The sequence below is a fragment of the Capilliphycus salinus ALCB114379 genome (genome assembly GCF_047276495.1).
In the GTDB taxonomy this organism is placed as follows: domain Bacteria; phylum Cyanobacteriota; class Cyanobacteriia; order Cyanobacteriales; family Microcoleaceae; genus Capilliphycus; species Capilliphycus salinus.
The window spans coordinates 4,767,077-4,791,644 of the sequence record NZ_CP178543.1 but is presented as its reverse complement, the minus strand read 5'-3'; the positions used below and the strand labels follow the sequence as shown (position 1 = coordinate 4,791,644).

Below are 24,568 nucleotides of genomic sequence, written 5' to 3'. Positions count from 1 at the left end.
ATTAAATATCTGATAGAACCCGCCCCTACAGAATGATTAATGAACAACCAATATCAACCCACCCCCAAAAAATAACCAATAACAAACCTGTTGGGGCGCTTGGGGTCGGGGCGGGTTTAGTTCAATCTATGAGATGATATTAAATATCTGGTAGAACCCGCCCCTACAGAATGATTAATGAACAACCAATATCAACCCACCCCCAAAAAATAACCAATAACAAACCTGTTGGGGCGCTTGGGGTCGGGGCGGGTTTAGTTCAATCTATGAGATGATATTAAATATCTGGTAGAACCCGCCCCTACAGAATGATTAATGAACAACCAATATCAACCCACCCCCAAAAAATAACCAATAACAAACCTGTTGGGGCGCTTGGGGTCGGGGCGGGTTTAGTTCAATCTATGAGATGATATTAAATATCTGGTAGAACCCGCCCCTACAGAATGATTAATGAACAACCAATATCAACCCACCCCCAAAAAATAACAGAACACAATTATTAATGAACAACTCTATTACTTCTATCTGTGAGATGATATTAAATATCTGATAAAACCCGCCCCTACAAAAGTTGTATCATCCGTTTTCGTAAAATTTGAACGATGTATTCGGCAGCATGACCATCTCCAAACGGATTAATGGCGGTTGCCATTTTTTTATAGGTCTCCGAATGGGTTAATAATTCCGTTGCCGCCTCCACAATTTCCGCCGTTTCTGTTCCCACAAGTTTCGCCGTTCCCGCAGTAATAGCTTCTGGGCGTTCCGTTGTTTTTCGTAAAACCAAGACAGGTTTTCCTAAACTCGGGGCTTCTTCTTGCAATCCGCCCGAATCCGTTAAAACAAAATAACAGCGGTCAATTGCCGCGACCAATTCAGAATAATCGAGAGGTTCAGTTAAAAAGATTCTCGGATGACTTCCTAATATTTTTTGTAAAGGTTCTCGGACGGTAGGATTGCGATGTAAAGGCAAAAGTAACGCCGTATCGGGAAAATTATCTAAAATATTCAGAAAACTTTCCGCAATGCTAATTAGAGGATTTCCCCAATTTTCCCGACGATGAACCGTTGACAAAATGAGTCGATATTCGCTAAAATTCAAGTTAGGAATATTCAACTGTGGCCGAGTTTTCGCCACCGATAACAGCGCATCAATCACGGTATTTCCCGTGTGATGAATTTCCCCCAAAACCCCCGAATTTTGTAAATTTTCCACCGCTTGCGTTGTCGGTGCAAAATGAAATTGAGTCAGTTGAGAAATCAGACGACGGTTTGCTTCTTCGGGATAGGGATTAAACAGATCATTCGTGCGTAACCCCGCTTCGACATGACCGACCGGAATTTTCTGATAAAAAGCAGCCAAAGCCGCAGCAAACGCCGTTGTCGTGTCTCCCTGAACAATAACAACATGGGGGCGAAGCTGTTGAAATAACCCTTCTAACCCCTGCAAACTCCGCCAAGTAATATCCGTTAAAGTTTGCTCGCGCTGCATAATTTCCAAATTATAATCCGCATCCAAGCTAAACAGTTGCATCACCTGTTTAACCATTTCTCGATGCTGACCGGTTAAAATAACTTGAGTCTCAAAATCAGAAGATAGTCGTAACTGTTGAATAACAGGAGCCAATTTAATCGCCTCAGGGCGAGTTCCGAGAACAACAGCCACACGAATAGCAGAATTAATCATAGCAGTTCATCAAAAAGGCGAGCCAACTCAGCAATCAAAAAATCGAGACAGATGTTAGAGTCAATACAGTTTTACACCGAGAACCTTCATTTATAATTCAAACAGGAGTGACCAAACCGATCCGCATTTTCACTCAAAGCCCTTACTCAAACCCCCAAAATCACACGCTTAACGATTATATTCCCATTCCCCCCATTTATCCCACCCGTTACCCAAACCCATCCCCAACCCAAACCCATCCGTTACCATATCCGTTACCACCGCCACCCTCACAAAATCCTCACAATCTTCCGCTACTGTATAAACACTGATAAAAATCCAGATAAATCCCGCTAGTCGAAGTTGATAAAAAGACTAGCCGATCAATCCCGTCAGTGATAATTGATATAGAGACGGGTTGGTATAACTCAAGACAGCTTCCAGGGCGTGGGCTTTGGAAGCTGTCTTGTTTCAGTCGTCACCTGACGCCCGATGTCCTCTACAATAGAAAAATAGCAGAAATTTAAAATTCCCAAAAAGAGCCAGCAAACACAAATTACTTCTCAGCCTATCACTATCAGGATAAAAGTCTTTTGTTCAATTCAGCATTGATTTGTCAGCCATAAACTGAAGCGGATCATGTTCATCGGGAGGAGAATCAATCGCCGTGAGAATTCTGTTAGTCGAGGATGACAAAGGGTTAGCGCAAGGACTCGAAGATGCACTCATCCGTCAACGCTACGTCGTCGATCTGGCGTCGGATGGTTTAGTCGGTTGGGAATTAGCAGAAGCACTAACCTATGATTTAATTTTGTTGGATTTACTCCTTCCTAAACTGGATGGAATTAACTTCTGTAAACGCTTGCGAAATAAAGGCGATCGCACTCCCGTTTTATTAATGACCGCCCAAAATACCGCCGATCAAAAAGTCGAAGGACTCGACGCCGGCGCCGACGATTATCTGGTTAAACCCTTTGAACTCTCCGAACTTTTAGCCAGAATTCGCGCTTTATTGCGTCGGGGAAATAGCAGTTCACCGCCGATTTTGGAATGGGGAGGTTTGCGACTCGATCCGAAAAATTGTCAAGTCACCTACTGCGATAAACTCCTAAAACTCACCGCCAAAGAATACGAACTTTTAGAATTATTTTTACGCCATCCCGAGCGGATTTTTAGTCAAAATGCTTTACTCGATCACCTGTGGTCTTTTGACGATCCGCCCTCGGAGTCTGCGGTGCGAACTCAAATTAAAGGTTTGCGACAAAAACTCAAACAAAGCGGCGTTGGAAGCGATTTAATTGAAACGGTTTATGGGTTAGGATATCGACTCAAATCGGTTTCTCCTCCCAACGATACATTGACCCCACCCGAACCGACTCCGGCCGTTCCCCGTTCCCCGACAAGCATTAATTTAAGCACAATTTGGAAAAAACACCGAGAAAGTTATCTCACCCGAATAGCGATTCTGGAACAAGCCACAAAAGCCTTAGAAACGGGTCCTCTCGATCGCAGTTTACAGCAACAAGCGCTCGAACAAGCTCACACCCTCGCCGGTTCTTTGGGAAGTTTTGGCTTTGGTAAGGCGTCTCAATACTGTCGTCAAATCGAACAAATGTTAAACGGGGAAACTCAACTTTCTGCTGAAAAAATTATGCAATTGTCGGCTTTGTTGATCGATTTAAACAGTGAATTGAGTCTTCCTCCTCCCGCTTCTGTTACCCCTACGGTTCCCTTACAGCCGACGGTTGATGCTGAAGAAGTTCCTAATAGTTTAAACACTCGCTTATTAATTGTTGATGACGATCTGGCTTTGGCCGAAGGAATTGCAACGGTTGCCAATACCCGCAAAATCTACACCGAAATTGCTGTTTCTCCCCAACAGGCGCGAAAATTAATTGCCGAGAATTCACCGGATATTGTTTTATTAGATTTGAGCTTTCCTGACTCCACAGAAGCGGGTTTTGAACTGCTCGAAGAACTCAACTCTCATTCTACACCCTTACCTGTGGTTGTGTTTACAGCCAAAGAAAGCTTTGCCGATCGCGTTAAAGTTGCCCGTTTGGGAGGGCGGGGATTTTTACAAAAACCCATTTCTCCCCCGCAAGTTTTGGATGCAATTACCCGGGTTTTATCTCCGAGTTCTCCCCCCCGAGCCAATATTTTAATTGTTGACAATGAAGCGGAGATTTTAGATCGAATTAGAAGTGTGTTAGAACCTTGGGGATTTCACCTCATTTTACTTGATAATCCGCAACAATTTTGGCAAACTTTAGAACAATCTACGCCAGAATTATTGATTTTAGATTTTGCTATGCCCGATCTCAGCGGTGTTGAACTCTGTCAAGTGGTTCGTAACGATCCCCGTTGGCAAGATTTACCGATTATTATTCTTTCAGAGGAACGCAACCGTCAAATTGTTGAACGGGTTTGGAATGCAGGCGCCGATGATTATATTCAAAAACCCCTGGTAGAACCCGAACTCATTGCCCGAGTTCTCAACTGTTTAGAACGCAGCCAACTGCGACGAAAAATAACAGGGGATTAAAACCAACCCAAATCTATCAGAATGGGGAGGGCGTTCGGATTACAATTTGATAAATTTAAGTTAAAATTATATTAAAAGTCTGCACTCTATCAACTCGGTTTTTCAGCCTCAAATCCCTAAAATTTACGCAAATCAGCCAAGATGTTAGGAAACTAAACAGGCTTCAGCCCACTCAGATTAATGAACTCTCATTAATATTTATAAAGTTATATCACTGAAGTCTTCAATCCTAGCAATTTGTTCGTTATAAATTTAGCTATCGATCGGCAGAGAGGATAGAGTGTCTATTCCCGCTTAGGTGTCAGTTGTTCACGATGTTTCGTTCCCCTTTAATTTTGTCAAACTCCCTCTTAAACTTTCAACCTCCCGTGTGGCTTGGAGGAATTCTAACACTGGTTTTCACCGTTTTTATGGTGGTTTTTGATCCGAGGGTCGAACTTCTACCTGAAAACGGGTTGGCGCTCATCGGGGTGATGGCGTTAATTGCCAGTTGGGGAGGACTGAGAAGCGTATTACTCAGTATTATACCCCTTTTCCTCTATGTTGTTTATTTGATTTTCACGGCACCCGGTTCAGTTGATGTGTTGGAAGTGAGTTTTACCCTAACCCTTCTGGGAACTGTTGGGATTTTATTGGGGTGGAAAACCGACCGAGAACGGTCTGAAATTGAACAATTAAAAACCACAAACACCGAACTCGAACAACAACTTTCTCTTTCGGTTCAAGCCCTAGCTATAGCCAATCAAAAGGTCTTGCAAGATCTCGACGAACGTCAACTGACTCAAGAACAGTTACAAATGGCTCAAGCCCGACTGCAACACTTAATCACCTCCAGTCCAGTTGTTATTTATTCGAGTCCGACTTCCGGACAGGAATCTGCAACTTTTGTCAGCGATAATGTGCAGTCCGTCTTGGGCTACAAGAGTCAAGAATTCGCCGATACGGGCTTTTGGGCGAAACACATTCACCCCGAAGATTCTGCCCGCATTTTTGCCGAATTACCCCGCGTTTTTCAACGGGGAAAGCATAGCTATGAATACCGTTTTCTGCACGGAGATGGAACCTATCACTGGATACAAGACGAACTGCGGTTAGTCACCGACAAACAGGGTAAACCGTTAGAAATTGTTGGGTATTGGATAGATATTAACCCCCGAAAACAGGCGGAAGCCGCCCTCAAAGACAGTGAACTTCGTTATCGGACTCTGGCTCAACGCTTGCATTCAATTACATCCAACGCCCCGATTTATATCTATGAATTAGATCGAAACGGTCGGATTTTATTTGCCAATCGCAGTCCCGATCCTCTCACGCCCGAACAAGTGTTAGGCGGCCGAATTATTGAGGGTTTAGCGCCCGAAACCAAGAAAAAAATTACTCAAATTCTGGATAAAGTTTTCCTAACCAAACAGCTACAAAGCATCGAGTATACTATCCCGAATAAAAATGGAGAATTGCGCTCCTATACCGCTCAACTCGCCCCCATTTGGGTGAACAATTCCTTTAACAGTGTTGTTTTTATTGCCAACGATATTACCGAACGCAAACAAGCCGAACAAACCTTACAACGACACGCCCTGATTTTCGAGCAAATTTATGATGGAGTAATTATGACCGATTTAACAGGTCGAATTATTGACTGGAACCCAGGCGCAGAGCGAATGTTTGGCTACGGTAGAAGCGAAGTTGTCGGACAAACTTCCGCCCTAGTTCATTATCCCGAACAAACACCCATTCCCACCAAAACCATGCTTGAACACATTAAACAACAGGGGTATTGGTTCAGTGAAATGACCTTTATTCGCCAAGACAAAACTCAAGGAATTTGTGATACAATTGTCGTGCCGATATTTAATCATCAGGGTGAAACCGTAGCGGTGATCGGAGTTTATCACGATATTAGCGATCGCAAACAAGCCGAAATCGAATTACAACAATATCGCGATCACCTAGAACAATTAGTCGAACAACGAACCAGCCAACTGGAAAAAACCAATGCCAAACTTCAGCGAGAAATTGAAGCCCGAGCCATTTTAGCCGAAGAATTATTAGCCTCAGAAGCTCGGTTAGCGGGAATTTTAGATAATGCTAACGATGCGATTATTTCAGTCAACGAAAACCAGAAAATTATTCTGTTTAATCAAGGGGCTGAAAAAATATTTGGTTATCGAGCCGAAGACGTTTTAGATCAATCTTTAGACATCTTACTTCCCCAACACTTTGTTTCGGTTTACCGCCAGCACATTCAACAATTTAACTGCAAATGTCATCGCAGTCATAATAACGGAGAACGTCTGGAAGTTTATGGTCGCCGTCAAGATGGTTCTCAATTTCCCACCGAAGCTTCTATTTCTGAATTACAACTGGGAAATACTAAAACCTACACGGCTATTTTACGCGATATTAGCGAACGAGTTGCTGCGATGAAAGAGCGTCAACAAGCAGAAACCGCCCTGCGAGAAAGTGAACGGCGCTACGCCACTTTAACAGAAGTTTCTCCGGTGGGTATTTTTTGCCGAGATGCTGCGGGAAACTGTTTGTATGTCAACGAAAGATGGTGTCAGATCGCCGGACTTTCCCTAGAAGAAGCCTTGGGTCAAGGTTGGATCAAAGCCTTACATCCCGAGGATCGAAATTTGGTGTTTCAAGCTTGGGAAAAAGCACTATCTGATCGCTGTTCTTTTCAGTTAGAATATCGCTTTCTACGCTCGGATGGAACCGTTACTTGGGTGTTTGGTCAAGCCGTCGCCGAAACCGATATTACAGGTAAAATTAAAGGGTTTGTCGGTTCCATTACCAATATTAACGATCGCAAACAAGCCGAAGCAACGCTACAAGAATCCGAAAGACGGTGGCGTTCTTTGTTGGAAAATGTCCGTTTGGCGGTTGTGGGTTTAAACGATCGAGGAAAAATTGATTATGTGAATCCTTTTTTCTTAGAATTAACCGGATATACTCAAGACGAACTTTTAGGACAAGATTGGTTGACCACGTTTTTACCCGCCTCTCAAAGACCCCAAGTCGGCCAACATTTCCAAGAAATCCTCAAACAAGAACTTCATTCCTATTATCAGAATACCATTTTAACTAAATCTGGAGAAGAAAAAATTATTGCTTGGAATAATACCCGCCTCCAAAGCTTACAGGGAGAAGCTTTAGGAACGATGAGTATTGGGGAAGATATCACCGAACGCTATGCCATTGAACGCATGAAAAATGAGTTTATTTCGGTGGTCAGCCACGAATTAAGAACCCCTTTAACCGCAATTCACGGCGCTCTGAATTTATTATCAACCGGTTTGGTCGCCCCGGAATCTCCCCGGGGACAACACGTCATTAAAATTGCCGCAGACAGTACCGAACGTTTGGTCAGACTGGTCAATGATATTCTAGAATTAGAACGCTTAGAATGTGGGAGAATTAAACTGGTCAAACATCGAGTTAATGCGGCCCAATTATTGCGGGTCGCCCAAGATCAGATGCAGGTGATGGCCAATCGCACGGGAATTCTTTTACAGATATTTCCCAAAGATATCGAATTTGAAGCCGACGGCGATCGCATGATTCAAGTATTAACCAATTTGATCAGTAATGCGATTAAATTCTCCGAAAGCGGATCGAGGATTGAATTAACAGTAGAAGCGGAGTGGCGAAAATTTGGGGGCGATCTTCCTACGGCGAGCGTATTATTTTCGGTGCGCGATCAAGGTCGAGGAATTCCCCCCGAAAAAATAGAAAGTATTTTTGAACGCTTCCATCAAGTTGATGCGTCCGACTCCCGCCAAAAAGGAGGAACCGGTTTGGGTTTGGCAATTTGTCGCAGTATTATTGAACAACATGGCGGTAAAATTTGGGTAGAAAGTGTTGTCGATCGAGGAAGTTGTTTTTATTTTAGTATTCCGGTGAAACTTGAGGAAAATTCCGATGAACAATAAACGGATTTTGGTGATAGACGATGAAGATGGCGTCCGTGATATTATTCAAATTACTTTAGAAACCGTCGCCGGATGGGAGGTGATCGCCGCTTCCGGGGGACAAGAAGGCTTAGAAATAGCCCTCGCCCAACAACCGGATGCGATTTTACTCGATGTAATGATGCCCAATTTAGACGGGCCGGCCACCTTTAAACAATTACGTTCCTATTCCCAAACTCAACACATTCCGACGATTTTATTAACCGCAAAGGCCAAAAGCAGCGAACAACAAGAATATGCAAATTTAGGGGTTAACGGTGTGATTGTGAAACCGTTTGAGGCCCAAAATTTAGTCAAGCAAATCCGAAGATTATTGGGGTGGGAGTCCTGTCCTTAAAGGGTGAGGTTCCTCTGTTGGCTTGCAGAACGTGAAAAAATCCAGTAAACTCTAAAACAAATCTTGTTAAGAAAATCTTACAAATGTTGGGGTTTTTCCCTCACAAAATCCTCACATTGATCGGGTAGCATAAAAAAGTAACGAAAAAGAAAGAGTCGAGCCGATTTTCACTCCTGGTGGGTTGAGAAATTAGACAACCCCGAAACCCGGAAAATAATTCCCTCACTCTGAGTCCCTTTAAACACCCTGACCTTGAAAAACATAAAATTGCATTGAATCCATTCTCTCTTTTAACCGATTATCGATCTGTTTTGTCCCAGTCTCATTTGTCCCAGTCTCAGCCACAAGAGTATCAGTCCTACATTGAAATTGCTGTTGAGGTTCTTCAAGTTCAAAACCAAGCCAAGCTTGAAATTTTGAAAAACTTTTTGATCAGTCTTCCGAGTTTAACAGATATTGAAAACGTTCTAGCAGAAGCCGTTCATCATCTCGCCCAGACCGATCCTCAGACTTATCGCTGGATTGTACAGCATCCTGATTATCTCATGCCCGAACTGGATTTAAAACGATTGGCGCAACAATTGGCTTTATCCAAACTCAAAAATAGTCAATTAATTTGCGGTGAAGATTTCCGGTTAACAAGAAAGGGTCAACTCCGACTCAATGATACAGCCAAAAGATTATTACAGGCTGAAAGTTCTTTCAAGGAACGTCTTTTATTTACAGAAATTTTGCAAGCGGACTGTTGTTGTAAAACCCCAACCCGAACCACCTGAAAGATCAAATTGCTCGCCCAATCCCATCCGAATTTCAAGGAAGCTGAACCATGAATAACTGTCCTTGCTGCTCATCTACCTTACTCCGTCACATCCGCCATTCCCAAATTTATTGGTACTGCCCCCATTGTAAGCAAGAAATGCCAAATTTTGGAGATTGGCTCAAAGCTCAAGCTTTTTTGAATACTCTGGAAAAGCATTCTTGTCAGGCTCAAAAACAGGTTTCTAATACCTCAATAAAGACCCGTTTAACCGAACAAAACTCCGTTCAATCTTGGTTAATTAAAGATTCCAATATCACCCCAGTTCGCTGTTGAGAATTAAACGGTTAAACCCTCAGCAATGTAGGGGCGGGTTGATTACAGTTTACAGTTATCAGTGAACAGTGACCAGCGCGAAGTGCGGTCTTGGGGTCTCCCCAAGTAGAGCAACGACGCCACGAGAGTGTTTACAGTTATCAGTTTTCAGATGAGATCCGACTAATTAATAATCCCCAGCGTAGGGGCGGGTTTAGCCTACGATCTTTACTACTACTTCGACATTGAGATAAACCCGCCCCACCCCATAACAGAATTAATCAACCGGATATCATATCACCTGTTCACTGTTCACTGTTTGCTGTTAACCATAAAGGCGGGATTCACCCGCCCTTACAGTTAACGAACTGAACTCCAATTAGCCCATTTTAAAAGCGGAATTGAGTTCTCAATGTACCCACCCAAGTGGTATCATTATTACTGTTGTGATCCGGATCTGTAACCATATAAAAACCGGGAATAATTCCGACATAATCATTCAGTTGGAACCGATAAAACGCCTCAAGATGAATTGAAGTATCCCGATCTTCTAATTGGTTAATATCGTGATTGACAACTTTCGGCGGCATTCCCACAACAATTCCCCCTAAATCTCCCTCGCGAAGTGCATCGGGAAACGCCAACGTTACCGCCCAATTGAGAATGGTTGCTTCATCTTCGCCATCTTGTTCTTGATGCGCCCAAGTCGAACCAAACCAACCCCCCAATTCCAAATTGTTCAAGACTTTCCAGTTAACTTGTACCCCTAAATTATCGCTGGTGGTGGCACTATCTCCAAAGGGACGGTTGGCAATAAAACTCCCCGTTCCGCCACTTACATTAACATCCCCCTCGCGGAAATAGCGGCGGTTATATTCTAAACCAATTCCAATGCGATCGGTGGGTTCAAATAACACCTGTGCAGACGCCGTATGACTGCCATTAAATATACCCCGTTCTTCATTTGCATTCGGCGCATCTTCATCACTCGCCAAATAGCCCACATTCACCCGAATCTTATCATTAAACGCATATTTTACCGCCGCCCCGGTTCCTTCCGGCCCCCGGAATGTGGTGGGGTTATAGCGTCCAAACCGAGACCCCGCCCCCGCCCCCGTACTTTGAAAGGGCGTCACGGGATCTTGAATATCGTCTAAGTCGAGACTTCTCGCCCCCACGTAGACTTGGGCGCGACCGTTAGCCAGAGGAAAGCGATAATACAAATCATCCAATTCAAAGCCGTCTGTGGTCCCATCGGTACCCGTGCGGGTCATCAGGGTGTTATTCAACTCCACATCGCTTAAATTGGGGATATCCTTGGCTTCCAGACGGGTTCTCAGCAAGTCTTCCCCGGTAAAACTGGTGTCGATGTTCAAACGCGCCCGATAGCCGAAATAGGTTTGGGTCGGGTCATCGCTATCATCCGTGTTGGGGCCGCCTGCAACATTATACAGCGAGCGATCGCCAAAGGTATCCCCGACTTGAAAGATCACCTCTCCGCTGAGTTTGCTGGTGGTTGAAAATTGGTTGGCTTCCAACTCGGCGGTGCGGCTTTCTAACGCCAAAACCCGTCCGCGAATGGCGGCTAATTCGGCGGCGAATTCTTCTTGTAAACGCTGCAAAAGTGCCAGATCTTCGCGGGTGACTAAATTAGCCGTTGCACTTCCTAAAAGTTCGGTAATTTGATCCAAACAGGCGTTCAGTCCGGCGGCGAATTCGTAACGGGTTAAGGCGCGATTTCCTTTGTATGTTCCATCGGGATAACCCGCAATACACCCATAACGTTCTACCAGAGATTGTAAGGCTTGAAATGCCCAATCTGTGGGTTGGACATCGGAGAGTTGGTTAACAGAAGTTACCTGAGATAGAGTTTGAGTTTCTGAGGTGTATTCGTTGAGTGGGTTGACATTATTTGAGTTGGGAACTTGGGCGATTTCTTCTGGATTTGAGTTGGGAACCTGGACGAATTCTTCTGTCGGTTCATCGGTTTGAGACTCGGCAATTTCCGGGTTTTCAGCGGGAGTTGGAGATTCTTCTGCGATCGCTCCCGATGCGAAGATTGCAGCGATACCCAACAGAATGGGACTCAATAGCCAAGAATGCAAAATTGTTCTGTACACGTCTAATTTCCTCACACGAAACGAACGAAATTTGATGATTTTTTTACAGTGAGGAGAAGTGACCGTAGACCAAGAGATTGAAACAAATTGAATCGAGTTTAAAGAGAAAATTAACCCCGCTCAATTTATTGTTTTCCTCTCGATCTACATATCTCTTAGATCTTCTCTGGCTATTCTTCAGGATTTTTAGAAGAAAACCGGATATTTATAAAGGAACTTTTCAAAAAATTAATCGTCTTTCCAGTCTGGATATTCGCCCCTCTATTCAAAAAATGCCTTTCTTGAAATTACCGTCATCATCTTTTTTTGTAGGGGGTTGGCAGTCTATTGTTTTGAGTGTTAAAAAAAAAATATCATAAAGATTTAGTAAAAATTTGTATGATTTATTTCTGAAGCTGCACTTAATCAAACATCACGATCATTGTCTTTATTAAAAAAAATTAAACATTATTTATTTTGATAAAGTTTTAGTTCCCAAAATAGAGATGGTTGAGTATAATGTAATCCAGAAGACAAAAGACCTACCGGTATCAACTTCAACTGGATTGAAGATACCTTTACTCTCTTTTATCAGTTTAGAAAAATTGGATGAGTTTACACAGTTTTAGCTCACGACAACTCAAGGTTTGGCTCCAGTTCGATACAAAGAGGGTTAAACAGATACGGGAAAGCCTAAAAGTCAATGATCAAAGACTCAAACTTTAAGGCAAGGAGAAAAGAAAATGTCTACTACCTCTGTTGGGGTGCTTTCAGGGACTCTTGTAAGTCAAGACAACTTTACAGTTACCAGCAGCGATCCGACTGATGTTTTCAGATTTAGTCTCAATCAAACTCGACAAATTGGACTATTTCTACACGACATGACGGCAGATGCTGATCTCTATTTATACCGTGATAATAATAACAACGGGTTAGTTGATAGCTCAGATCCTTTACTGAGACAATCAACAGCATTGGGTACTACGACTGACAGTATCGACTACTCAGCAACTTCTGGTAACTACTTAGCTCAAGTTTGGCGCTATTCTAGTGTCCCCAGTATCACCTATGACCTTGATTTGTCGTCAAATTTTGATATTGGGAGTTTAGGTTCGAGTGTTATTTCAAGAGATAACAATAGCGTTTCCGCCTCTGATCCAGCAGATCTTTTTGAACTTGATTTCCAAGGAGCTCGAAACCTCAATACAAATCTTCATAATATTAGCAGTGGCGATGATGTGGATTTGTATCTCTACCGGGACAGCAACAATAATGGTATTTTTGATAGCAATGATGCGGCACTGACGAGTGCTACTGTGGGTGGGAATGGAGATGACCTAATTAACTATCGAACTTCTTCTGGAGGGGTAACTAATTACTTCGTTCAAGCTCGCCGCTATTCAGGGTCTGGATCTGCAACCTATAATCTTGATTTCTCACAAACTGAACTGACTGCACCAAACAATTTACTCGGTGTGGAGAATCAGCTTGGCAATCTTAACGGAGACATAACCCGATCTGGAGCGGTTTCCAACTCAGATATGGCAGACATCTATGCTTTTCAACTCAGTAACTATGAAGGAGTAAATATTCGTCTGGATGGAATGAGTGCTGATGCGGATATTCGTCTCATTCGCGATTTTAATAATGACAGAATTATCCAGTCTAATGAAATATTACGCAGCAGTACAAATGGAGGCACTATTGCTGATGTAATCTCCAATTTTAATGATACTGGTAGCTTCTACTTGCAGGTAGATCGGTATGATAACGCTACGGGAACTGTCCCAGCTACAAACTACCGAGTTACTTTTGACCATTACAACACAACTTTTGTTTAAGGAGATGATAGGAGCATTCCTTAAGCAGACTTTGCTCATTGGTGATGTCCGTGATCGGAATCTCCAGATAGCAGTACGCTTTTTGACTAGGACAATAATTTTAGACTGAAAAGGAAACAGTCAACAGAAGAATGTCCTAAACTTTGCTAGTCATGCTATATCACCATAATGACGAGATGAATGCAAAGAAACCCGGTTTCTTTGAGAAACCGGGTTTTTAATCCCCAAAACAACCGGGTTTTTAGGATAACAATTAACCGCTCAAATTAGAAACGGAATTGAGTTCTAAACGTCGTTACAACAATAGTGTCGTTTTCGTCAGTATGTTCGGGGTCAGTAATAATGAAAACCGCCGGAATTAAAGCAACGTATTCGCTGAGTTGGAAACGATACAACGCCTCAATGTGAATCCCGGTTTTTTCTTCTTCTAAATTATCGAGGGTGTGATAAACCACCTTCGGCTGCATCCCCACAATAATACCGCCCAAATCCCCTTCTTTAAGCAGATCGGGGAAAGCCAATGTGACCGCAAAGTTGAGGATAGTTGCATCGAGGTCATCCCCTTCGCCACTGGGTTTATCATCAGCCCAAGCCACACCCAACCAACCGCCAACTTCAAAACTATCGGAAATTCTCCAATTCGCCTGGAAGCCCAAGTTATCGCTAGTTGTGGGGTTATCGCCAAAGGGACGGTTGGCCAAGAAACTTCCGGTGCCGCCACTAACACTGACATCATCCTCGCGGAAATAGCGACGGTTATAGTCGAGAGCGAGGGCGATATTATCCGTCGGTTCAAAGACAACTTGAATGGCGGCTGAGTGGCTACCATCAAACAAACCTCGACCTTCCGAGGGATCGGGAGCATCATCTTGACTGGCGAGATATGCAACGTTTATACGGATTCTGTCATTAAGCTGATACTTGAGCGCCGCCCCCGTTCCTTCCGGTCCCCGGAATGTGGTGGGGTTGTAACGACCGAAGCGAGAGGACGAACCGCCACCGGTACTTTGCAAGGGGTTAAGAGGATCTTGAACGTCATCCAAGTCCAAACTCTTGGCACCGAAGAAAACTTGACCTCTACCGTCCATAATCGGGAAACGATAATAAAGGTCATCAAGGATGAAGTCTCCCTCTCCGCCATCGGTACCGAGACGAGTCATTAAAGTATTGGTCAGGTTTTCGCGGCTTAAGTTGGGAACATCTTTGGCTTCCAAACGAGTCCGCAGCAAGTCTTCCCCGGTAAAGCTGGTATCGAAGTTTAAACGCGCCCGATAACCGAAGTAACTTTGGGTCGGGTCGTCACTATCGTCAACATTCGGCCCACCGGCAACCGTATATTCGGCGCGATCGCCAAAAGTATCCCCAATAAAGAAGATCACTTCCCCTCTTAACTTGGTGGTTGTGGAGAACTGATTGGCTTCGAGTTCGGCGGCCCGAGCTTCGAGAACCGTTACCCGACCTCTGATGGCGGCGAGTTCGGCGGCGAATTCTTCCATCAACCGTTGCAGTCTCGCCAGGTCTTCCCGGGTCACCAAGTCAGCAGTAGAGGCACCGATCAGTTCGTTAATGCGTTCTAAACAGGCGTTGATCCCGGCGGCGAACTCATAACGGGTTAAAGCCCGGTTTCCTTTATAAGTTCCGTCTGGATATCCCGCGATACAGCCGTAGCGTTCCACCAGAGATTGTAACGCCTGAAACGCCCAGTCCGTCGGTTGTACGTCCGACAGTTGGGAAACAGAAGTGACTTGCTGTTTTTTCCGAGTACCCCGACCCTCTTGAAAATATTCATTAAGCTGTTGGGAAGAATCGACATTTACCGGCTCGTCCAACTCCGAAACGGGAACTTGACCCATCTGTTGTTGCGGGCCAATACCACCACTGTGAGGATTAACGGGTACCTGAGCTAACGGTTCCGATGGCTCCGGTTGCGATCCCGTCAGTTCAGGGTAAGATGTGGGCAATTGAGAAGCTTCTTCTGTAGCGATTTCCCAAGTTTTTGATTCCGTCTCGGGGGTAACAGAGACTCCCGCTAATACAGGCGATGACGCCAGCAAACTTGCGCCTAAAATAGCCGGACTCAGCAGCCAAGCTTTCAGTGATCGTTCTGACATTACTCTCTCCTCACACGAATCGAGGTTTGGTGGATAAATTTTATATGATATCCAATTCCTCTTTGTCTTATTATGGGTCATTTTACAGTAAATGTTGAGAACTGGCGCGATCGCGTCAAATCGCCATCGATCGCCAACACAACTCTCCTGTACGGGCGCGCTCGATCGCATGACTCGGGTTCGTTTTGAACGTTCACCTCAAAATGCTATTATCTTTGAGTTGACTCGTTTGATACTTGATATCCCTGCTTTATGGAGACTGCCAGCTTTCTAACTTGGTTGACCTTAGTTACTGTAGTTGCGGGGGTTGGAATTGGTGCGATGATTTACGCTTACCAGGGTGCAGGTAGTCTTTCGATTTTATTTGAACAACCCATTCCAATACCTGCCGCCCTCCCCGACTCGCCCGCCGGAACTGAAGCGGCGGTTCAGTTTCAGCAAGGTTATAACGCCTTTGGACAAAAAAATTATCGTCAAGCGATTAATCACTTCATCCGAGCCATTCAACAGGTTTCTACTCTGGCTGAAGCTTACCATAATTGCGGCTTGGCTTATGCAAATTTGCGCCAAGATGATGATAGTGTTGTTTATCTTCTCACCGCCAGCGAGTTGTATGGAGAACAAGGAAAGGGCGAACAGCTTTCTCTACTCAAACAACATTTAGAAGCCATTCGCGAAAGAAAGTTAGCCCGACAGCGAGAATAAATTGCTGTTAAAATTTATAAGGTCTTTTATCCCAAGAATTTTTCCTTTTTATGGGCGCAGCAGTTGATTTACAAAAGGTTTGTAAAGTTTATAATAAAATTCCGGTTGTTAACGATCTCAGTTTTACCATTGAACCCGGAGAAATTTTTGGTTTACTCGGACCGAATGGGGCGGGAAAATCTACAACAATTCGGATGTTAACCACTTTAACTCGCCCGAGTAGCGGTGAAATTTCGGTGGCGGGTTATGATGCAGTCCGTCAGAGTTTACAGGTGAAAAATCATATCGGTGTGGTTTTACAACAAACCAGCGTTGATATCGATTTGTCTGTGTGGGAAAATATGGAATTTCACGGACGTCTTCATCATATTTCTAACCCCCAACGTCAACACAGAATTAACCAATGGTTAGATTATGTCGGACTCACCGAAAAAAGAGATGCTTTAGTTAAAACCCTTTCGGGAGGAATGAAGCGCCGCTTACAAATTGCTCGGGCGTTACTCCATCAACCCGATATTTTATTTCTCGATGAACCCACCGTCGGACTCGATCCTCAAACTCGCCGTCGTCTCTGGGAAATTATTCTCGATTTGAATAAGCAAGGAATGACCATATTATTGACAACTCATTATATGGAAGAAGTCGAATATTTGTGCGATCGCATTGGGATTATGGATGGCGGAAAGTTAATCTCTTTGGGAACACTTCAACAATTACGTCAACAACACGGGGAAGGATTAGTTGTCAAACAAAAAGAAGAGTCTTGGGAATATAAATTTTTCCCCAATTTAGAAGCGGCTAATTTGTATCTCGAACAACAACCCGATAAAACTGGACTGATGGTTCGCCCGTCAAATTTAGAAGATATTTTTGTAGAATTAACCGGACATCAGTTAGACTAAAAGTTAGATAAAATTCCCCTTTTTGATGACTTTTACCGCCCAAAGCCCCCTGAAAAAATAACTGGAATGATTCGATTATATGAGCAGATTAGCCAAAGTTGAAGCCATTTTATATCTCAAAGGTGAACCCGTTTCTTTAAATGATATGGCGGAACTAATTAAATGCGATCGCTCAGAAGTTGAAGACGCTTTAATTCAACTGATGTCGGACTATGCTCATCGAGAAAGCGCCTTGGAAGTTGTAGAAACCAAGAAAGGATACTATGCGTTACAATTGCGTCAAACCTATGCAGATTTGATGGATACTTTGATACAGCCCGAGTTGGGAGTCGGAGCGTTAAGAACTTTAGCGGCGATCGCCCTCAATGGCGGAATTGCTCAAACCGATCTGGTCGATCTGCGGGGTTCGGGGGCTTATCAACAGGTTCAAGAATTAGTAGAATTGGGATTTATTCACAAGCGAAAACAGAAAGAAAGTCGCTCATACTGGTTACAAGTGACCAAAAAATTTCACCAATATTTTCAGGTCGATAAGCTTCCTCAACAACTCTCTTTGAGTCTTCCCATGAAGGCTGAGGAGGAACCCGAGCAAAATGGAACCGGAAATTAGATCCACCCAAAAACCTGGTTTCTATTGAGAAGCTGGGTTTTTGGCTTGGAGTTTTTTCTTAACACAGGGGCGGGTTTATATCAGTTATTTCTGGGTAATATACGCCCATTGCAGAACCCGCCCCTACAGGATTCCCAATCTTGATCAATCATGTTTTGCAAATATTTAAGTCTTTCATCTAAGCCAAATCGCTTACACGAATCAGTGATTTAGCGTAGATAAAACTTAGCTTTTTCGCTTAGTAAAATATTAGCGTATTAGCCGATGTCTCTAACCTGGTGTTCTCACTAAGATGTGAATGTAAGCAAAAAGCTTTTAGAAATAAAGGTTTTCAAGCTTCAACCTCACATTCTAAAAACACTCACAAACAACGCAGGAGAATAGAGACATGGCTAACTTTAATGCTTCCTTTTTTACCAGCACATTCCCCAATCACGATCTTTTATTATCACTTTCCTCCGACAAAGTAGACGACGTGAAAGGAACAGAAAAGAAAGAACTTCTGTTTGGTTTAGAAGGAAATGATATCTTGCGGGGTTTGGGTGGAGATGATTTCATTTTCGGAAACCAACATGATGACTTGCTTTTTGGAGAAGAAGGAAATGATACCATTCATGGTGGGAAAAATAACGATGATATTCAAGGCGGATCGGGTAATGATTTCGTATTAGGCGATCGCGATAATGATATTGTTCGCGGCGATCGCGGTGATGATACCGTTCATGGTGGAAAAGGAAACGACACCGTTTATGGTGGTGAGGGAAATGATCTCATTTATGGCGATCTCGGTGATGATATTGTCTACGGAGATGCGGGAAGTGATACGTTAACCGGGGGTGAAGGAAAAGACTTCTTTGTTATTGGTGAAAATACAGGAAGTTCTCAACTTTATGGAGCGAGTATTATCACTGATTTTCAAAATGGACAAGATTTAATTGAATTAGGCGAAAGTCAAACCTTTGAGAACCTCAACATTCTTCAAGGAACTGGAAGGAATGCTAAGGATACTATCATCCAAGACAAAACAACGGGTAAGTTTTTAGCAGTTCTCAAAAATGTTGATGTTAATCAGATTGATCGTTCTGATTTTACCCAGAATTTTAAAGCTTTAACTAATACTAGCAATAGTAGCGAACAAAATACAAACGGTCAAAATACAAACGCTCAAAATACAAACGCTCAAAATACAAACGCTCAAAATACAAACACTAACGATGTGAATCCTAGTGATTCCAGCCAGGGTAATACTTTCTCCGAACCTACTATTATTTTAAATCCCCCCATAATTGATAACATTACAGGTAATGATGGGGGTAATACTGAGAACTCAGCTTTGGATTCTACCAATGATGAAACCACCGATGTTATTGATGGTGGTTTAGACGGAAATCTTGATGATACTGTTGACCAAACTACCGATGTTGTTGATAGTGGTTTAGACGGAAATCTTGATGATACGGTTGACCAAGTTACCGATATTGTTGACGATACTTTAGGAACAGATTTGGGAGAAACCATTGACCCCGTTGTTGACCAAACTACCGATATTGTTGATAACATTATCGATGATACCGTTGACCAAACTACCGATATTGTTGATAGTGGTTTAGACGGAAATCTTGATTCTACCGTTGACCAAACCACCGATGTTGTTGATAACATTATCGATGATACCGTTGACCAAGTTACCGATATTGTTGACGATACTTTAGGAACAGATTTGGGAGAAACCATTGACCCCGTTGTTGACCAAACTACCGATATTGTTGATAACATTATCGATGATACGGTTGATCAAACCACCGATATTGTTGACGATACTTTAGGAACAGATTTGGGAGAAACCGTTGACCCCGTTGTTGACCAAACTACCGATATTGTTGATAACATTATCGATGATACCGTTGACCAAACTACCGATATTGTTGATAGTGGTTTAGACGGAAATCTTGATTCTACCGTTGACCAAACGACCGATGTTGTTGATAACATTATCGATGATACGGTTGATCAAACCACCGATATTGTTGATGGTAGCTTGGGAACCGACTCGGGAGAAACCCTTGACCCCACCGTTGACCAAACAACAGATACACTAGATAACACGGTTGATAATACCGTTGACCCTTTGACGGGTGAGACTACAACCTCAGGTGATACTACAACAGTTAGTGATTCAACCTCGGGTGATTCTTTAATTAATGTGACTGTCAATGATTCAACTTCGGGTGATCCGTTGTTAGATGCGACCGTTAGCAATCCTACTACTAATGATACCAGTTTGATTACTGCTGATTCATCGATTACTAGCAGCGATCTGCTATTAGATTCAACGGTTAGCGACTCCACTTCTGGCGATGCGCTCATCAGTGGAACCGTAGATGATTCTAGCACTGGTACGAGCGATCCGCTATTAGATGCAACGGTTAGCGACTCCACTTCTAGCAATCCGCTCATCAGTGGAAGCGTAGATGATTCTAGCTTCTCTATACTATAACTGAAGTCATCTAAAGTTACGAAGCTGAATAAAATTTTTCAATACAAACACTTGGGGATGAAAAAAACTTCATCTCCTTTTTTGGCTTGGAAATCATTTTAAGTTTTTATTAATGTTTAATAAATTTGGAAAAATTCAGTAATTGCACGGTGGCTAAATGAAGTTAAACAGTTTATTCTAAAAATAGAAGACTCAGCACCCCTATGATTGGGGTCGAACAACTTCTCGACAGGGAGAGGACTTTATTTTAATTTTTTTTTACAGGAACTGGCTATGTTATCTAACTCTGTTTTGGAAGATGGACTCTGGGAACAAGCACTGATTCGCCACCCTTTAATTGTCACACCAAAAACAACCATCAGTGATGCTCTGACTTTAATGAGTAGCCATGTATCTACTTGTTCTTTGGACGAAATAGAACTAGATTCTCACCTACTCTTTACAAAAGCTAAAGCCAGTTGTCTTCTCGTTGTGGAGGGGAAAGAATTAGTCGGTATTTTAACTGAACGGGATATTGTACGTTTGAGTGCGAAAGGGGTTCAATTTCACCGTCAAACTGTTGGGGATATAATGACCAAAAATATTATCACATTGCGACAGTCTGATGCTACAGATTTGTTGCAAATTTTAAACTTATTTCAGCGTCATCGCATTCGCCATCTACCCGTTTTGGACGATCATCAAGAAATTATTGGTTTACTCAGTCACGCTACCCTACACCAAATTTTGCGTCCCGCTCATTTACTCCGACTCCGACAGGTTGCAGAAGTAATGATGACTCAAACCGTTCAAGCTTTACCCACTTGTTCCGTGCGAGATGTGGCTAAACTGATGGCGACTCATCGGGTTAGTTCGGTGATTCTTGTAGAAGAAAAAACGAGAGAAGATACTCAAACAAAAGGTCTAGTTCCGGTTGGTTTAGTGACCGAAGGAGATATCGTACAGTTTCAAGCCTTAGGTTTAAATTTGGAGAAAATCCAAGCCAAAAGCGTGATGAGTTTTCCTGTTTTTTCTGTGGGTGTCAATGATTCTCTCTGGGAGGTCCGAATGTTGATGTACGCAAAAGGGGTGAGTCGTGTTGTTGTCACTTCTGAGCAGGGATTTTTACTCGGAATTGTGACTCAAACCACTTTATTACAAGCCATTAATCCTTTAGAAGTTTATCAGTTAGTTGAAGTTTTAGAGAAAAAATTATCTTATCTAGAAGCCGAAAAATTAGAATTGATTGTCACTCGCAATCAGGAACTTGAACACCAAGTTAAAGAGCGCACCCAAGACTTGACCAATTCCGTGAAACGGGAGCAATTACTGACTCAGATCACCAATCGTATTCGAGCCACTTTGGATTTAGAAAATATCCTGCAAATAACGGTAACAGAAATTCGGGAGTTTCTGGATTGCGATCGCATGGTGGTCTGTCAGCTTTATTCGGGTTCTCGGGGTAAAATTGTTGCCGAATCTATTTCAAATTGGAATAATATTCTGGGGATTGTGATTCAAGATGATTGTTTTCAAGAAGATTTGATCTCCTATTACTCCGATGGGAAAACACATGATATTTCTAATATTTATCAGGTTGGATATCCCGATTGTTATGTAAATTTTTTAGTAGATAATCAAGTAAGAGCTTGTGTAATTGTTCCGCTTTTTATTAACGATAAATTGTGGGGATTATTAATCGGACATCAATGCGATCATTTTCGTCAATGGCAAAATACAGAGATTGATTTCTTAGATAATGTGGCGCAACAACTGGTGATCGCCATCCATCAAGCTCAACTTTTTCAAGAAAAACAACAAGCGGAAACAAGCCTTCTTCAACTCAACCAACAACTAGAAGAAAAAATCCAACAGCGAACCGAAGAATTACAAGAAAGAGAAGCAAAACTCCAAAATTTCTTTGACAATGCGCCGGACTTAATTCAGAGTGTTGCGCCAGATGGACGAATTTTATTTGTGAACAAAACATGGCGAAATATTCTCGGATATACTGAAGCCGACCTGGACAACTTATCTATTTTTGATATTATTCATCCCGATTGTGAATCTTGTATTTTTCATTGTCAACGAGTTTTAAACTCTATAATCAATGGGAGTTCTGCTGTTAATTTGGAAGTTCAACTGATAACCAAACAAGGAAAAAAAATCTGGGTAGAAGGCAATTTAAACGGAGTTTATAAAAAAGGTAAACTGATCCAAAGTGATGGAATTTTTAGGGAAATTACCGAGCGCAAAGAAGCGGATAAAAAACTACAGCAAACCCTCAAAGAATTATCAGATTTAAAATCCGCTTTGGATCAATCGGCTATTGTTGCAATTACCGACGAGAAAGGAACGATCAACTATGCTAACGATCGCTTTTGTGAAATCTCCCAATATTCTCAAGAGGAATTAATCGGTAAAACCCATAGCCTAATTAATTCTCACTATCATTCAAAAGAATTTTTTACCGCTCTTTGGCAAACTATTTCCCGAGGAGAAATCTGGCGGGGTGAAATCAGAAACAAAGCCAAAGATGGTAGTTATTATTGGGTAGATTCTACCATTATTCCCTTCCTCAATAGTAGCGGAAAACCCACTCAATATCTAGCCATTCGTAACGATATTACTCAAAAGAAAAAAACAGAAGAAACCCTCAAACAAAAATTAGCAGCGATAGAAGCTGCAATTGATGGTATTGCAATTTTATCGGGAGATACCTATACTTATCTCAATCAAGCTCATCTCAAACTATTTGGTTATCAACACCCGAAAGAATTAGTCGGTAAAAGTTGGCAACAATTATATTCAAAAGCCGAACTTCAACGCTTAGAACAAGAAGTATTTCCAATTTTAATCCAGCAGGGTCACTGGCGAGGGGAAGCCACAGCACAGCGCAAAGATGGTAGCACTTTTACTGAAGAATTATCTCTCACTTTCACAGAAGATGGAAACTTAATTTGTGTTTGTCGAGATATTAGCGAACGCAAACAAGCCGAAAAACAACTGCGCCAAACCAACGAACGCTTAGAACTCACCAACCTCCAATTAGAACGAGCAACCCGAGCCAAAGACGAATTTTTAGCCAATATGAGCCACGAATTACGAACTCCTCTAAATGCGATTATCGGGATGTCAGAAGGCTTACAAGATCGGGTTTTTGGCTCGATCACTCCCGATCAACAAAAAGCCATCGGTATTATTGAAATTAGCGGTCAACATTTGCTCGATTTAATTAACGATATTCTGGATTTATCCAAAATAGAAGCCGGAAAACTCGAAGTCGAAATCAGTTCGGTTTCCCTCACAGAACTGCTCGAACAAAGTTTAATTTTTGTGCGCCAACCAGCAATTAAAAAACAGATTAAACTGACAACAGAAATTGCTCCAGAACTCAATCAAAAGATTTCCGTCGATCAACGGCGAATGCGTCAGGTGTTAATTAATCTTCTCAGTAATGCGATGAAATTTACACCAGAAGGAGGCGAAGTTACTTTGACCGCAGAATTGGAAAGCGAAAAGACAAATTCCCTAAAAATTTCTGTCAAAGATACGGGGATTGGTATTGCTTCAGAAAATCTTGATAAACTGTTTAAACCCTTTGTTCAGCTTGATAGTCGCCTCAACCGTCAATATACAGGTACGGGTTTGGGACTGGCTTTGGTGCGACAAATTGTAGAATTACATCAAGGTGAAGTCAGTGTTAGCAGTCAACTCGGTGAGGGGAGTTGTTTCAGCATTTATCTTCCTTATTCCCATCATAATCAAGTCTCTATCTCCGAGGAAAATACCTCTGTTTCTGCTTCTCAAACCTTGAGTATCGATTTACCAAACCCACCTGAAAAATCGTCTTCATTGCTTTTATTAGCAGAGGATAATCAGGCTAATATTGATACGGTTTACGATTATTTAACCAGCTATAACTATCAATTAATCATTGCCAAAAACGGTCGAGAAGCCGTTGATATGGCCAAAAAATATCAACCCAACTTAATTTTAATGGACATTCAGATGCCGGAAATGGACGGACTAGAAGCTATTCGTCAAATTCGCACTGACCCATCTTTGAGCCAAGTTCCAATTATTGCCGTGACTGCATTGGCGATGACTGAAGATCTAGAAAAATGTCGGGAAGTCGGAGCCAATGAATTGATGACCAAACCGTTAAAATTAAAAAAATTGCTCGGTACGATTCAAAACTTGCTAAACTAAAATTAGAATCTAACTTTT

The 24,568-nt window shown here is 42.5% G+C and carries 15 protein-coding genes; 12 read left to right on the top strand and 3 right to left on the bottom strand.

The genetic code is table 11. The features are described from left to right. Positions 1 to 565 precede the first annotated feature (565 nt). On the bottom strand, positions 566 to 1,687 hold the full coding sequence (wecB, locus tag ACL6C3_RS19300; protein ID WP_413160657.1) for a non-hydrolyzing UDP-N-acetylglucosamine 2-epimerase: 1,122 nt from the start codon (positions 1,685 to 1,687) through the stop codon (positions 566 to 568). 646 nt (positions 1,688 to 2,333) lie between these two features. Here wecB and ACL6C3_RS19295 point away from each other — a divergent pair. The 5 genes from ACL6C3_RS19295 (at position 2,334) to ACL6C3_RS19275 (ending at position 9,615) form a co-directional block, all read left to right on the top strand. Then, positions 2,334 to 4,211, top strand: a complete 1,878-nt coding sequence (locus tag ACL6C3_RS19295) for a response regulator (RefSeq protein ID WP_413160656.1) — start codon at positions 2,334 to 2,336, stop codon at positions 4,209 to 4,211. A gap of 314 nt (positions 4,212 to 4,525) precedes the next feature. Next, positions 4,526 to 8,146, top strand: a complete 3,621-nt coding sequence (locus ACL6C3_RS19290; protein WP_413160655.1) for a PAS domain S-box protein — start codon at positions 4,526 to 4,528, stop codon at positions 8,144 to 8,146. Further along, the gene (locus ACL6C3_RS19285; RefSeq protein ID WP_413160654.1) at positions 8,136 to 8,522 is read left to right on the top strand and encodes a response regulator; all 387 of its coding nucleotides are present in this window, start codon (positions 8,136 to 8,138) and stop codon (positions 8,520 to 8,522) included. Before ACL6C3_RS19290 ends, ACL6C3_RS19285 begins: the two co-directional genes overlap by 11 nt. Positions 8,523 to 8,833: 311 nt before the next feature. Then, positions 8,834 to 9,298 (top strand): hypothetical protein, encoded by a 465-nt coding sequence (locus ACL6C3_RS19280; RefSeq protein ID WP_413160653.1) that lies wholly within the window; start codon positions 8,834 to 8,836, stop codon positions 9,296 to 9,298. Positions 9,299 to 9,348: 50 nt separating this feature from the next. After that, positions 9,349 to 9,615 (top strand): hypothetical protein, encoded by a 267-nt coding sequence (locus ACL6C3_RS19275; RefSeq protein ID WP_413160652.1) that lies wholly within the window; start codon positions 9,349 to 9,351, stop codon positions 9,613 to 9,615. A gap of 368 nt (positions 9,616 to 9,983) precedes the next feature. Here ACL6C3_RS19275 and ACL6C3_RS19270 read toward each other — a convergent pair whose 3' ends face one another. Further along, a complete protein-coding gene (locus ACL6C3_RS19270) occupies positions 9,984 to 11,714 on the bottom strand; it encodes an iron uptake porin (RefSeq protein WP_413160651.1) in 1,731 nt (576 codons plus the stop codon). A gap of 722 nt (positions 11,715 to 12,436) precedes the next feature. Between ACL6C3_RS19270 and ACL6C3_RS19265 the strand changes: the two genes are divergently transcribed. Continuing rightward, positions 12,437 to 13,534 (top strand): hypothetical protein, encoded by a 1,098-nt coding sequence (locus ACL6C3_RS19265; protein WP_413160650.1) that lies wholly within the window; start codon positions 12,437 to 12,439, stop codon positions 13,532 to 13,534. A gap of 266 nt (positions 13,535 to 13,800) precedes the next feature. Here ACL6C3_RS19265 and ACL6C3_RS19260 read toward each other — a convergent pair whose 3' ends face one another. Then, on the bottom strand, positions 13,801 to 15,645 hold the full coding sequence (locus ACL6C3_RS19260; protein WP_413160649.1) for an iron uptake porin: 1,845 nt from the start codon (positions 15,643 to 15,645) through the stop codon (positions 13,801 to 13,803). A gap of 91 nt (positions 15,646 to 15,736) precedes the next feature. On the opposite strand from ACL6C3_RS19260, the gene ACL6C3_RS19255 reads away from it, so the two are divergent. The 6 genes from ACL6C3_RS19255 to ACL6C3_RS19230 all read left to right on the top strand — a co-directional run bounded on the left by ACL6C3_RS19255 (position 15,737) and on the right by ACL6C3_RS19230 (position 24,550). After that, positions 15,737 to 15,919 (top strand): hypothetical protein, encoded by a 183-nt coding sequence (locus tag ACL6C3_RS19255; protein ID WP_413160648.1) that lies wholly within the window; start codon positions 15,737 to 15,739, stop codon positions 15,917 to 15,919. Beyond that, positions 15,898 to 16,350 carry a tetratricopeptide repeat protein gene (locus tag ACL6C3_RS19250; RefSeq protein ID WP_413160647.1) on the top strand — a complete coding sequence of 151 codons (453 nt, stop codon included), beginning with the start codon at positions 15,898 to 15,900 and terminating at the stop codon, positions 16,348 to 16,350. The genes ACL6C3_RS19255 and ACL6C3_RS19250 overlap by 22 nt, the downstream gene beginning before the upstream one ends. Before the next feature lie 50 nt (positions 16,351 to 16,400). Further along, a complete protein-coding gene (locus ACL6C3_RS19245; RefSeq protein ID WP_413160646.1) occupies positions 16,401 to 17,252 on the top strand; it encodes an ABC transporter ATP-binding protein in 852 nt (283 codons plus the stop codon). Between the two features lie 79 nt (positions 17,253 to 17,331). Next, the gene (gene scpB, locus ACL6C3_RS19240) at positions 17,332 to 17,862 is read left to right on the top strand and encodes an SMC-Scp complex subunit ScpB (protein WP_413160645.1); all 531 of its coding nucleotides are present in this window, start codon (positions 17,332 to 17,334) and stop codon (positions 17,860 to 17,862) included. A 388-nt stretch (positions 17,863 to 18,250) separates the two neighbouring features. Beyond that, positions 18,251 to 20,359, top strand: coding sequence for a hypothetical protein (locus tag ACL6C3_RS19235; RefSeq protein ID WP_413160644.1), 2,109 nt, complete (start codon positions 18,251 to 18,253; stop codon positions 20,357 to 20,359). A gap of 273 nt (positions 20,360 to 20,632) precedes the next feature. Further along, positions 20,633 to 24,550 (top strand): PAS domain S-box protein, encoded by a 3,918-nt coding sequence (locus ACL6C3_RS19230; RefSeq protein ID WP_413160643.1) that lies wholly within the window; start codon positions 20,633 to 20,635, stop codon positions 24,548 to 24,550. Positions 24,551 to 24,568 lie beyond the last annotated feature (18 nt).